Annotated in this window: 13 protein-coding genes; 6 read left to right on the top strand and 7 right to left on the bottom strand. The window is 53.6% G+C overall.

The features are described 5' to 3' along the window. Positions 1–8: 8 nt before the first annotated feature. Together B1757_RS04240 and hemE are read left to right on the top strand one after the other, a co-directional pair. Complete coding sequence (locus tag B1757_RS04240; RefSeq protein WP_101537137.1) at positions 9–1,406, top strand: FAD-dependent oxidoreductase; 1,398 nt, start codon at positions 9–11, stop codon at positions 1,404–1,406. A 2-nt stretch (positions 1,407–1,408) separates the two neighbouring features. Then, on the top strand, positions 1,409–2,479 hold the full coding sequence (gene hemE / locus B1757_RS04235) for a uroporphyrinogen decarboxylase (RefSeq protein ID WP_101537136.1): 1,071 nt from the start codon (positions 1,409–1,411) through the stop codon (positions 2,477–2,479). 223 nt (positions 2,480–2,702) lie between these two features. Here hemE and B1757_RS04230 read toward each other — a convergent pair whose 3' ends face one another. Together B1757_RS04230 and B1757_RS04225 are read right to left on the bottom strand one after the other, a co-directional pair. After that, complete coding sequence (locus tag B1757_RS04230; RefSeq protein WP_172437598.1) at positions 2,703–3,614, bottom strand: lysophospholipid acyltransferase family protein; 912 nt, start codon at positions 3,612–3,614, stop codon at positions 2,703–2,705. Beyond that, the gene (locus B1757_RS04225; RefSeq protein WP_101537135.1) at positions 3,611–4,387 is read right to left on the bottom strand and encodes a GNAT family N-acetyltransferase; all 777 of its coding nucleotides are present in this window, start codon (positions 4,385–4,387) and stop codon (positions 3,611–3,613) included. The genes B1757_RS04230 and B1757_RS04225 overlap by 4 nt, the downstream gene beginning before the upstream one ends. A gap of 318 nt (positions 4,388–4,705) precedes the next feature. On the opposite strand from B1757_RS04225, the gene B1757_RS04220 reads away from it, so the two are divergent. The 4 genes from B1757_RS04220 to ilvA are packed head-to-tail and all read left to right on the top strand — an operon-like array spanning position 4,706 to position 7,771. Next, complete coding sequence (locus B1757_RS04220) at positions 4,706–4,915, top strand: (2Fe-2S)-binding protein (RefSeq protein WP_101537134.1); 210 nt, start codon at positions 4,706–4,708, stop codon at positions 4,913–4,915. A 2-nt stretch (positions 4,916–4,917) separates the two neighbouring features. Continuing rightward, the gene (locus tag B1757_RS04215; RefSeq protein ID WP_101537133.1) at positions 4,918–5,883 is read left to right on the top strand and encodes a YheT family hydrolase; all 966 of its coding nucleotides are present in this window, start codon (positions 4,918–4,920) and stop codon (positions 5,881–5,883) included. Continuing rightward, positions 5,880–6,251, top strand: a complete 372-nt coding sequence (locus B1757_RS04210) for a winged helix-turn-helix domain-containing protein (protein ID WP_101537132.1) — start codon at positions 5,880–5,882, stop codon at positions 6,249–6,251. Before B1757_RS04215 ends, B1757_RS04210 begins: the two co-directional genes overlap by 4 nt. Beyond that, the gene (ilvA, locus tag B1757_RS04205; protein ID WP_253253702.1) at positions 6,248–7,771 is read left to right on the top strand and encodes a threonine ammonia-lyase, biosynthetic; all 1,524 of its coding nucleotides are present in this window, start codon (positions 6,248–6,250) and stop codon (positions 7,769–7,771) included. The genes B1757_RS04210 and ilvA overlap by 4 nt, the downstream gene beginning before the upstream one ends. Positions 7,772–7,778: 7 nt before the next feature. On the opposite strand, the gene B1757_RS04200 is transcribed toward ilvA, so the two are convergent. The 5 genes from B1757_RS04200 to B1757_RS04180 form a co-directional block, all read right to left on the bottom strand. After that, a complete protein-coding gene (locus tag B1757_RS04200) occupies positions 7,779–8,192 on the bottom strand; it encodes a truncated hemoglobin (protein WP_101537130.1) in 414 nt (137 codons plus the stop codon). A gap of 126 nt (positions 8,193–8,318) precedes the next feature. Beyond that, positions 8,319–9,476, bottom strand: coding sequence for a glycosyltransferase family 4 protein (locus B1757_RS04195; RefSeq protein ID WP_253253701.1), 1,158 nt, complete (start codon positions 9,474–9,476; stop codon positions 8,319–8,321). 81 nt (positions 9,477–9,557) lie between these two features. Further along, on the bottom strand, positions 9,558–10,565 hold the full coding sequence (locus tag B1757_RS04190; RefSeq protein ID WP_101537128.1) for a glycosyltransferase: 1,008 nt from the start codon (positions 10,563–10,565) through the stop codon (positions 9,558–9,560). A gap of 1 nt (position 10,566) precedes the next feature. Next, the gene (locus B1757_RS04185) at positions 10,567–11,727 is read right to left on the bottom strand and encodes a glycosyltransferase family 4 protein (protein ID WP_101537127.1); all 1,161 of its coding nucleotides are present in this window, start codon (positions 11,725–11,727) and stop codon (positions 10,567–10,569) included. Then, entirely contained in the window at positions 11,724–12,773 is a 1,050-nt protein-coding gene (locus B1757_RS04180; RefSeq protein WP_101537221.1) for a glycosyltransferase family 4 protein, read from the bottom strand. The genes B1757_RS04185 and B1757_RS04180 overlap by 4 nt, the downstream gene beginning before the upstream one ends. Positions 12,774–12,778: the final 5 nt, after the last annotated feature.

Genomic DNA, 12,778 nt, shown 5'->3' with positions numbered 1-12,778 from the left:
GAACCCTTATGAGCCATTTTGCCTTCATCGAAGACCCCCGGCAGGATCCGAAAAAGCTGGACGTGGAAGAACGTCGCGAGGCCTTCAAGGAAATCTACAAAAGCTTTGACCTGGACAGTGCCAAACTGCAGGCTGACCGTTGCCTGCATTGCGGCAATCCCTATTGTGAATGGAAATGCCCGGTACACAATTACATTCCCAACTGGCTGCAGCTCATTGTCGAAAACCGCATTGAAGAAGCCGCTGAACTTTCGCACCAGACCAACACCCTGCCGGAAATCTGCGGACGCATCTGTCCCCAGGACCGACTCTGCGAAGGCGCCTGTACCCTCAATGACGGCTATGGCGCCGTCACCATCGGCAACCTCGAAAAATTCATCAGCGAGGAAGCCCTGGCGCGAGGCTGGCGTCCCGAAATCGGCCCGATCAGTCCCAATGGCAAAAAAGTCGCCGTGGTGGGTGCCGGGCCTGCGGGTCTGGGCTGCGCCGACATTCTCAACCGCGCGGGCACTGAAGTGACGGTTTTTGATCGCTATCCAGCGGTGGGCGGGCTGCTCACCTTCGGGATTCCGCCCTTCAAGCTCGAAAAGGAAGTCATCGCCCGCCGCGCCGATCTGCTCCAGGACATGGGTATCCAGTTTCAACTGGGTACGGAAGTGGGTAAAGACATCACTCTGGGGCAACTGCTCAAGGACTACGATGCAGTATTCCTCGGTATGGGCACCTACACCGCCAAAACCGGGCATCTTCCCGGCGAGCAGTTACCCGGCGTCATCAAGGCATTGTCCTACCTGATTGCCAATACCCGGCATCTGATGCAGCTGCCGGACCCGACCCTGCCCTATCTCAACCTTTCCGGTAAAAAAGTCGTGGTACTGGGGGGCGGCGATACCGCCATGGACTGTGTACGCACCGCCATCCGCCAGGGAGCGAGCAGTGTTATCTGCGCCTATCGCCGTGATGAAGAAAACATGCCCGGCTCCCGCCGGGAAGTGGCCAATGCCCGGGAGGAAGGGGTGAAGTTCCTCTTCAATCGCCAACCAGTGGAAATCATCGGTAATGAGCAAGATGGTGCCCAAGCGGTGCGCATGGTGGAAACCCGGTTGGGCGAACCCGATGCCAAAGGACGCCGTCATCCCGAACTCATTCCCGGCTCCGAACAGGTCCTCGACGCCGATGTGGTCATCATTGCCTTTGGTTTTGATCCCTCCCCCGCTCCCTGGTTTGGTGAACATGGGATAGAAATCGACGAGCGCGGCCGGATTCGCACCAATGCTCAGTTTCAGACCAGCAATCCGCAGATTTTTGCGGGGGGCGACATGCGGCGCGGGTCGGATCTGGTGGTGACTGCCGTAGATGAGGGCAGAAAGGCGGCCGAAGGAATTCTCGACCACCTGGGCGTGTAGGCATGGCTACTGCTTTGGATAACAACCGTTTCCTGCGCGCCTGCCTGCAGCAGGAAGTGGATCAGGTACCGGTCTGGCTCATGCGTCAGGCCGGTCGCTATCTGCCGGAATATCGCGCCACCCGCGCCCGGGCCGGTGACTTTCTGACCCTCTGCACCACGCCGGAGCTGGCCTGCGAAGTCACCCTGCAACCCATCGACCGTTTTCCTCTGGATGCGGCCATTCTCTTCTCGGACATACTCACCATCCCTTATGTGATGGGGCTGGGCTTGAGTTTTCAGGAGGGCGAAGGCCCGGTTTTTGCGAATCCTCTGCGCTCGGCGGCCGATATTGCCCGCCTCAGCCAGCCCGACCCGGAAACGGAACTGCGTTTTGTCATGGATGCCCTGCGCCTGATCCGTCGTGAACTCAACGGACGGGTACCCCTCATCGGTTTTGCCGGCAGCCCCTGGACACTGGCCTGCTACATGATTGAAGGACGGGGCAGTCGCGATTTCATCCACATCAAGGGGCTGCTGTACAGTGACCCCGCGACCCTGCATCGCTTGCTGGCTCATCTTGCCGATGCGGTAAGCGCCTATCTGAATGCCCAAATTGCTGCCGGTGCCCAGGCGGTGATGCTCTTTGACACCTGGGGCGGCAGCCTCAGCACCCCTGCCTATCAGGAATTCTCACTGGCCTATATGACTCGGATTATTGCCGGACTCCACCGGGAGTCCGAGGGTCGCACCGTTCCCGTCATCCTCTTCACCAAGGGCGGGGGTAACTGGCTGGAAGCCATGGCCGACAGTGGTGCCGATGTGCTGGGTCTCGACTGGAGTACCGAACTGGGTATGGCCCGTCAGCGTTTAGGGCAGAAGGTCGCCCTGCAAGGCAATATGGATCCTATTGCCCTCTATGGCAGCAGTGCCGGCGTGCATCAGGAAGCCCTGCGGATTCTGGAGAGTCATGGCCCCGGAGCCGGTCATATTTTCAATCTGGGGCATGGTATTACTCCGCAAACCCCTATCGAAAATGTCAGCACACTGATAGATACGGTCCACCACTGGGGTCAAGCAAAACAAACCGTTTGAGACTGAGTGATCTAGTCGCGCCCCGACGGGGATGGCATAGGGGATTTTTGCTCCAACGTTCCTTGCCTGTTGTTCTAAGGCTCATCCCGCTGTCAGGCGAAAACTCGCCCTACGGGCTCAAACAGTTCGCCTGCCGGGCGCGGGATTTCACCAAGAACAACAACGGCGCGGATCACAGTCGCGGCAAATCCCCTATGCCATCCCCGCCGGGGCAAGAATACATTCAGGCCCCATGACCGCGCCGCCAGGCGGCCCAGGCATCACGGAAAGGATGGCGTCGGGAACGGTGGGTCGGCAAATAAGTGACGGAAGCGCCCTGTTCCATGCGCTGCAAGGCATCACTGATGGCCAGGCGCGCATTTTGAGCCAACTGCCGACGTCCCAGCTCAGGAGGCAGGGCCGGAAGAAACTCCACGCGAAGGGTCAAGGGAGCGGCCGCCGCCAGTCGCCAGAGATGACCGAACAAGCTGTCGTCACCAATAAAAGGACATAAAACATCGGGTTGTCCCGGGCGCAGCACATCCTCGTAGCGCAGCGCCACCGGAATGGTCTCGGCATGGGCAACAGCCGCCGTTTCAAAAGGCGCGGCGTAAAACTCACCCACCGCTTTACCATTACTGGTGGTCCCCTCCGGAAACAGCACCACACTGGTTCCCGCCACAATGATCTCGCTGGCCTGACGCATGGTCCGTTGACTGGCGCGGGCGTCACTGCGATCAATGAACAGTGTTCCCAACCATTCGCCCATGATTCCGAAAAATGGCCAGTTGCGCATTTCCTTTTTGGCCACGAAACGGCCGGGAATCAAGGTCGCCAGAGCAAGAATGTCGAGATAGGATACGTGATTGGCTGCAACCATGACCGGCTTCTCAGGGATTTTACCGTCCACCCGCAGGCGGATACCCAGAACCCGCAGGGCGCGGCGACTCCACCAGGCAAAAGCCCGATAACTCATGGCATCAGGCTGCGCCTTGCGGGCACAGGTCCACAGCGCCAGCGGATAGGCCAGCAACAGGTAAAAAACCAGCAAAGGAAGACGCCAGAAGCGGCGCATGGCATTGGGGCGCAAGCGTCGCAAACGCCGCCCCGGATAGTGAATCAGCACCGGTGCGGGCGTTTGTTTACGCCATCTCATTTTTTGGGACCTACCGGTTCCAGAAAGCGCTGCTGATAACGGGGGGTAATGAGGCTCGATTCACACCAGACAAAAAAGTCGGAACAGTGGAATTGAGGATCCCAGAAAGGCTCTCCCCCCACCCGGACTCCCGCCCGCAAATAACCCTTCAGCAGGGATGGCAGAGAGGCAGGGGCGACTTGCGCCTGCACATCAAAGCCCGGCACTGCCCGCAGCGGAAACACCCGCTGCTCCTGGGGGGTCAGATATTGCTGCAGCTGCTGATAGAGAGCGCCCAGCGCCGGACCATCGGTACTGTGGACGCTGGCGCAACCCATCAGGTAATCGATCTGCCACATGGACATGGCCTCGGCCAATCCCGACCAGAGCAAAGCAATCACCGCTCCCTGACGATAGTCGGGATGCACGCAGGAGCGGCCCAGTTCCATGATGCGGGCATTCAGAGCGAGCAGGCGAGACAGGTCAAATTCAGTCTCGGCATAATAACGACCCACCGAAGGGACTTTTTCGGGGAGAAACAGGCGGTAAGTCCCGACCACCTCCTGACGGTTCTCATCTTCCACAATCAGATGTTCACAGAAGGGATCATACTCATCCTGATCCATACCAGGACCGCCGCTGAGCTGGGCGCCATATTCGGCACTGAATACTTCATAACGCAAACGCTGCGCCGCCTCCACTTCGTCCTGATGCTGGGCCAGATAAAGTCGCAAGGAACGATCTTTTTTCTTGGTCAAGTGATCAGTACTGCCGTGAGATTGAGTGCTTAACATGCAGGACTCTCCGTGCAAAAACGATAGCAAACCTTCCTTATTATGACTCACAAATGTGACAATAGTGCGGCAGTTTTATGAACTTTTTATGACAGTGTTCATCCGCAAAGTCCTGCCTCATCCATAACCACCTGCTCCAGTTCAGCCGATACACGCATTTTATAGGATGATTCAGAGTTTACCAGCCCCAAGGCCCAAAAAACCACCTCAGCGAAAAAACATCGATAAAATCACGGTGCAAGTCTTGCACCTTATGCGCTCAATGGCTACTGTATGAGGTTGTTCCAGCATCAGTTGCCAAGAGGTGAAAGTTTTACCATGTCTGCCGCACCCGAGGAAGTCGATGACAGCCCTTATTGCTGCTGTTCGGCTGCCACATTTATGGAAATTCTGGAGCGCCAACGCGCTGAGCCCCTCCCCTTCATGGAACTGTTGATGGTCCATGCGGGATGCGGCGGTGGCTGCGGAAGCTGTATTGATGAGCTTGAGGCTTACCTCCGTCAGCACGACGCCTACATCGAAGATTAGCGTTGTCCTGTGACTTTCAGCCGCCCTGGTGGTCCCGGGGTGGGCATCTGCAGACCGTATGGGCCCCTTTTTTCGCGCGCTCGGGAAAGATATCTTTCCGTCGCGAGATCTGGACCACCCCCGATCAGGACCAGGTGGCCGTTGACTGGATAGATGCCCCAGCGGCGGCCGCACCCGTCGTCATTCTTTTTCATGGCCTCGGCAGTAGTTCCCGGGGGCATTACGCCCTGGCGCTGGCGGTGGCCCTGCAGCAACGGGGTTGGGGCGGTTGTTTCATCAATTTCCGGGGTTGTGGCGGCATCGATAACCGCCTCCCCCGCAGTTATCATGCCGGCGATAGTGCGGAAATCGCCTGGATGCTGGAAAAGGTCGCCGCACTCCTGCCCGACCGCCAGCGCTATGGCGTGGGGGTCTCCCTGGGCGGCAATGCCCTGCTGAAATACCTGGGTGAACAGGGTAGCAGCGCCGAACAGGTCCTGAGTAAAGCAGCGGGGGTTTGCGCGCCCGTTGACCTGGTTGCTACGGCGGAATTTTTACAACAGGGATCCATTCGTTTTTACAATCGTTACTTTCTGATCAACATGAAAAAAACGGCTCGCCGTTTTCAGCAGCGTCACCCGGAAATGGCCGACTGGACCCAGGTTTTTTTGGCCAGAAATCTGTATGATTTTGATGAATACTTCACGGCACCCGTACATGGTTTCGCGGGGGCTCAGGTTTTCTGGGAAAAAGGCTCATCAGCGCCGCTGTTACGCCACATCCAGGTGCCTACTTTGCTCCTGCATAGCGAGGATGACCCGATTGTGCCCATCGCCAGTGTGCGTGCGGCGGTATTAAGTCCGGTCATGACAGCTTGTGTCACCCAGCATGGAGGCCATGTGGGCTTTATGACCGGACCTTTTCCGGGTCATCTGGATTGGTTACCGAACACATTGCTGGATTTTTTTGAAGGGAGGAACAACCCATGAGCGAAACTCTGCAACCACGCCTGCGGGTTTTACTGGCGGAAGCCATCGCCATGGGCCCCGGTAAAGCCGAATTACTTCGTCACATTCGCGAAACCGGTTCCATTTCGGCGGCGGCCCGCTGTATGCAGATGAGCTATCGGCGCGCCTGGTTATTGGTGGATACGATGAATCACAGCTTCCTCAGCCCCGTGGTCAGCACTGCCACCGGTGGCAGTCATGGTGGTGGTGCTCACCTGACGGAAATGGGTGAAGAAGTACTGCGCCGCTATGAAGCCATGGAAGCCAAAGCCAATGCCGCTCTGGCCCCGGACATCGCCGAATTTCGTCAACTCATGCAACTACAGCCCCGGGAGCCCTCCAAATCGTGAAAAATCTGCTTCGGGAAGTGCTGTGCAGCCGGGTGTATGATGTCGCCCGGGAAACCCCGCTGGAAACCGCCCCCAAAATGAGTGCCCGCCTGCAGCGGGAAATTCTCTTCAAACGCGAGGACTTGCAACCGGTATTCAGCTTCAAGTTGCGCGGGGCTTACAACAAGATTGCCCAGCTCTCTGCCGCTGAAAAAGCCGCTGGGGTGATCACCGCCAGCGCCGGCAATCACGCTCAGGGAGTCGCCTACTCTGCCCAGAAACTCGGTATTCGCGCCATTATCGTCATGCCTGCCACCACCCCGGAAATCAAGGTCCAGGCAGTACGGGCCAGGGGCGCGGAGGTCATCCTGCACGGCGACAATTTTTCCGACGCGCAAAGTCACTGTTTTCAACTGGTCGAACAATCAGGCATGGTATTCATCCCGCCCTTTGATGATCCCCTGGTCATTGCCGGTCAGGGAACCGTGGGCGCGGAAATTTTGCGGCAGCGCGGTACCGGCCTGGAGGCGATATTTGTGCCTGTCGGTGGCGGCGGACTGATTGCCGGGGTGGCGGCTTATCTGAAGTCCATCGTTCCGGAAATCCGCATCATTGGCGTCGAGCCTTTCGAGGCCGACGCCATGTTTCAATCCCTAGCAGCGGGAGAGCGGGTAATACTCCCCCAGGTGGGGATATTTGCCGACGGCGTAGCCGTCAAGCAGGTCGGCGAACACACTTTCGCCCTTTGTCAGCACTATGTGGATGAAATCGTCCGGGTCAGTAACGATGAAATCTGTGCCGCCATCAAGGATATATTTGATGAAACCCGCTCGATCATGGAACCGGCGGGTGCCTTGGCGCTGGCAGGACTGAAACGCAAGGCCGGCGAAGACCCCGGTCAGGGCGGAGCCTGGGTCGCTCTGCTCTCCGGGGCCAACATGAATTTTGACCGGCTGGGCTTCATTGCCGAGCGCGCCGAACTGGGCGAAGCTCGGGAAGCCTTGTTCGCGGTCACCATTCCCGAAACCCCCGGCGCCTTTCGCGATTTCTGTGCCGCCATCGGCCAGCGGGTGGTCACCGAATTCAATTATCGTCTGCATCGCCGGGATCGCGCCCATATTTTTGTAGGGGTCGCCATTCGCAATCGGGAAGATGCCGAAAACCTCCTTCAGCATTTACGCAATACCGGCCACGCAGCCCTCGACCTGAGTCAGGATGAAATGGCCAAGCTCCATATTCGCCACATGGTCGGCGGACATGCCCGGGAAGCCCAGAACGAGCGGATTTACCGCTTTGAATTCCCGGAACGGCCGGGCGCTCTCATGGAATTCCTGGAAAAGCTGGGGGGACACTGGAACATCAGCCTGTTCCACTATCGCAATAATGGCGTCGATCTGGGCCGGGTACTGGCCGGATTTGAAGTGCCCGACAGTGATCTGCCGCAATTTAAAAGCATGCTGTCCAAGGTGGGGTATTCGCATGTTTCCGAAAGCGGCAATCCTGCCTACCGCTTTTTTCTGGATAACGCGCGCGCCGATTGAAGCGAGCTTAAGACTCCCGTGGGGCAAACATCAGGCGCAGGGACTCGCCAATGCCTGCGGCCATGCCATGCCAGCGTTTGGCCAGATCGGCATCCATATGATCCAGCATGGTTTCATGGAACAGGGCGAGCCAGTCATCCACCAGCGGGTTGGTCACCCCCACCGGCGCGTGCTTATCGCCCAGGGCATAGCGATAATCTTTATAGGGCAGACCACCCGAAACCGTCCACCAGTAATGCACCAGGCGATCCTTGTGCAAATTCCAGTCCTGCACAATGGAAAAAGGTTCTGCCAGGGTAGGATGGACCTGAATGCGGTTGTAAAAGTCATCCACCACGGCGCGAATCACCGGCAGGGAGATTTTATCGCAGAGGGGTTCGAGGCGACGTTTGGGGGCGGGGGCTGGGGAGTTGGTTTCCATCTTTGTCCTGAAATTTTTGCTGACAGGAGGATGTTACCAGATATTGCCGAGGAAGGTGGTAATGGATGGCAGCATCAGTTGCGATAGCAGCTTAATCCGGCAGTGGGAGATGCTGAAAAAAACGCTTTAACTACCGTCATGAAAACTGGCCCATGCCTGCTCCACAAGGTTCATGAAATCTTTGCGAAAACGCTCCGGCGCGAAACGCAGGGCGTTGGCTCTACAGGCAGCTGGATCAATACTTTCTCTGATACTCTCAAAATGCTCCACAGCAGCCATGATTGAGGGAACTGATTGTTCATAGAAAAAACATCCTGTAGCTGCAGGAAATGATTCCGCCTCCTCGGCAGCCAAAGGAATAACAGTCTCCAATGCTCCCCCCTTACCAAAGGCAATCACCGGCGTACCGCAGGCTTGGGCCTCTACAGGGGTGATACCAAAATCTTCTTCGGCAGCAAACACAAAAGCGCGGGTAGCCCCCATGAGTTGCGCCAGGACTTGTGCTGACTGATATCCAAGAATTTCTATGTTAGGGAATCCAGAAGCCATTTGTACGATTTTTTCCCGCTCGGGACCATCGCCGATAACTTTCAATTTTTTGTTCGGCATCCGGGTAAACGCCTCCACGATAAGGCCAACTCGTTTGTACGGCACAAGGCGAGAAGCAGTGAGATAAAAATCTTCCTTATCTGGAAGAAAAGCAAAGGCTTCGACATCAACTGGAGGATAAATTACCACAGCTTGTCGCCGGTAGATTTTCCAGATACGGCGGGCAATGAACGCAGAATTAGCGACAAATTGATCCACACCATTGGCAGTGCGCGCATCCCAAATGCGGATTTTGTGCAAAAGCCATTTGGCAACCCAACCCTTTAACCCTTTTTCCAGTCCGGATTCGCGGAGATATTGATGCTGCAAATCCCAGGCGTAGCGAATCGGCGTATGGATATAACTGATATGTAGCTGATCAGGTCCGGTCAGCACTCCCTTGGCCACAGCATGGGAGCTGGACAGAATCAGGTCATAGCCGGACATATCCAGCTGTTCAATAGCCAACGGCATCAGCGGAAGATAATGACGATAGCGCTTGTGGGCGCCAGGCAACTGCTGAACAAATGTGGTCCGGGGTACTTTCCCCTGCAAAAATTTTTGTTCCTCATCTGGAAGAAAATCACAAACACTGAACAAGTCGGCCTGGGGAAACATCAGCAGCATCTGCTCCAAAACGCGCTCAGCTCCCGCGTATGTAGTCAACCAATCATGAACAATGGCAACACGTCTCAAACTGTATTCCTTATTAAGCATGCCCAGGGAGCTATAAGTAGGATAAACTAGTAACGCCGCTTTACAAGTGCAGAGCGAGTGTTAAGGAACACGTACATTACTATAAAAATCCTTCTTCTGCACAAAGTTGAGCAAGGCAGAAGTCATGCCCGTCGGTAGAAAAGACAACAAGTACCCTAAAATCCACCGACAAGATTTATAGTTCCACAAACCAGTGCGGAAGATTTTCCGTGCTTCATCACGCTGCCCATTAATCAAGCGAGATTTTGCGCTTCTGAAGGTCGCATCACCAAGCCTTTTATAAATAAGATCCTTCTTTTCCTGAAACCATCCTTCTTGAAGAATAAAATTATAAATAAATCGCTCAGAATCTGGTAGAGCAGAATTACCACGGTTGGTTTCCGAATCTTTGTGCACCCGATAACTGAGCAGGCGTTTATTGACATAATAAATCGGCAATTTAGCTTGCACATAAACACAGGCAGTCCACAAATCTGCACAAACCCCAACCTCGTTGTAGGCCATTGAAGAATTGATTAATGATTTACGGAATAAACTGGCATTGCCAACTATAATAGACCCGTCAAACAACGCGTCAACTGGATTTTTTAACTCCCCCTCTGGGAGAGTATCTCGCCTACAATAAACTGCGTGCTTATCACTTCTAAATTGATCTCTTATGCCATTTTCATCAACAATCCAATGATCACAAAACGCAAAAGCAAGATGCGAATTATGCTCCATTATTTCAACCATAATAGCAAGAAAGTCCGAATCAAGAAAATCATCATCATTGAGAAATAAAACATATTCTCCTCTAACCATTGATAATGCGTTCTCACAATTTTTAAGCACGCCAAGACGCTCTATATTAGCTTTATATATTAGCCTATCATCAGAAAATAGGGCACATATTTTATGGATTTCTGGAGAATTGGAATCATCGGTCACAATCAAATCAAAATCTGCCCGGGTTTGCTCCAAAACCGAACTGATAGCCTGCGCAATAAATTTTGTACGCTTGTAAGCCGGGATGATAATAGTTGCTATAGGCTTATTATTGTTAATCTCAGAAAGTTTTGCGTTCATATCAAGTCCTATTATTTAAAACAATATCAGGCTTACTTTGCAGACAGGAATCATAAACCTCCAAATATTTTTCCGTGATGCGGGACCATGCAAACTCTATGGCAGATGCTCGTGCGACACTCGCCATTTCAACTTTCATATCCGCGTTCATCTGTGCATAGTTTTCAAGAATGGTGGCGATAGCCTGAAAATCATCCGGATCATCCAATACCCATCCGCCATTTGCAGGGATCTGAAAAGCTGCTCCTACTGTTTTGGCAGTAATCACCGGTACTGCGCAAGCTAACGCTTCAGAAACAATCATGGCCCATGGGTCATATCGGGATGGGAAGACCAGCAAATCCACAGATCGCAGAAACTTCGGCACATCTTCGCGATATCCCATGAAATGTACCCGATCTGCAATTCCCATCTCCTTTGCCAATTCGGGATAAGGACTTTTTTCGAGATAGCCCAGCACAACCAGATGCCAAGATTTTACCATGACCAATGCATGGAAAACGGTATCGAGATTTTTCCGTGAAGAACGTAAATCCCCCGCAAACAAAGCAGCTGGTACTTTATCTTTTAAACCAAGGGCATGCCGTGAACTCATTCCAGGGCAATACTCCTGAATATCAACCCCGTTGGGTATGACCATGATTTTCCCTGAATCAACGCCAATCGCCATCAATTCTTCGGCAACTTTCGGCGAAACTGCCGTAACCCAGCGCGCCTGCCGATAGGAGTAACGTTCCAGCTTAGCGTTAAGCCAGGTAAATAAACGATGATAAAGTCCTTTAAGTCCCTTTTCCGTATTAGTTTCATTGTATGGAGAATGACGCCATGCTCCATGAACAAAATGCGCAGAGTTAACATCTGCCGGATACCAGGTAATAAATCCGTTAGCATGTATCAAATTGTATTTATGAGCATGACGTGTTAACCACCACCAGGTTCTCAGAGCGAATATCTGATTGCGCAGTAACTGGCTTGGACAACCCCTTACAGATATGGACACCCAACTGACTCCATTCAACGCCAGCACTTCTGGAGTACACTCACTCGCGAGAAGCGTGATGGCATAACCTGCAGCATGGGCAGCCAACAGAATCTCGTAGTTAACCCGGCCTTGACCATCGCCTTTTTTTAACTTGTGGGTTATCATACATAATGTTTTCATGACAGCATGACCATCTCATACAAATTCAAGGTTTCATCAGTCATACGTTGAACCGTAAGCCAGTCAATATGAGTATGGGATCTTTCGGCGAATTGTGTTCGCAAGTCCTGGTCACACAGAAACTGGTAAAGATAGCTAGTCAGCGCATCGACATCTCCAGGATCAAATAATTGTCCTGCCCGCCCATCTTCCAAAGCTTCTGGTATACCATCCACTTTAGATGCGATAATGGCACATGCGTTTTCTCGTGCTTCAGGAATCACCAGCGGAAATGGATCCTTGCGGGAGGCCAACACAAAAATATCCGCACTTTTGAGATAGGCCTGCGGCTGAGACTGGAACCCCTCAAAGTGAATTTGATCCTTGCGGGAACTTTTTTTTGCCAGATCCTCAAAAATCCCGCGATCCGGACCATCGCCAACCAGATATAAATGTCCAGGAGTTTCGCTCGGCAGATTGGTAAACGCTTCAATCAGATCACGAATCCCCTTTCTTTCATACATCCCCGCAACTGTGACAATGGCTGGATGCTGTAACACTTTGGTTTCCACTGAGCGCATACGCGGACTATGGATGGTTCCATTGCGGATAACATGCAGTTTTTTGACCGGAATACCCCGTTCTGCCATCGATCGGCTGACAGCAGCACTAACCGCAATCACTGCATCACCGACGGACATGACCCTGGCGCTTTTTTGAAACTCGTTATGGACATGCGTTACCAGCCTGTAGCGTCGCCCAACACGCAACAGTTTGCTGAGCAGCGCGCCTGTCATCATATGGGCATGTATCACATCCGGTCGGGCTTCTGTCATAATTCTTTCGAGATTGATCAGCATTTTTGGTGTTCGCAACAAAGACTTGCTGAAGCCCATGACGCGATGTTTGACCCCATGCTGATTCAGAAGGTTTTCATACTCTCCACCGCCGGAAGCATAAAATACCTCATGCCCCATCGCGCTTTGGGTACAGGCCAAATCCACCGCGACATTGACGATCCCATTGCCAATTTCGAGAACATGATTGGTGATATGCAGAATGCGCATGGAAT

The organism is Acidithiobacillus marinus (assembly GCF_002847505.1).
Classification (GTDB): Bacteria; Pseudomonadota; Gammaproteobacteria; order Acidithiobacillales; family Acidithiobacillaceae; genus Acidithiobacillus; species Acidithiobacillus marinus.
This window is presented reverse-complemented; position numbering and strand designations above follow the sequence as displayed.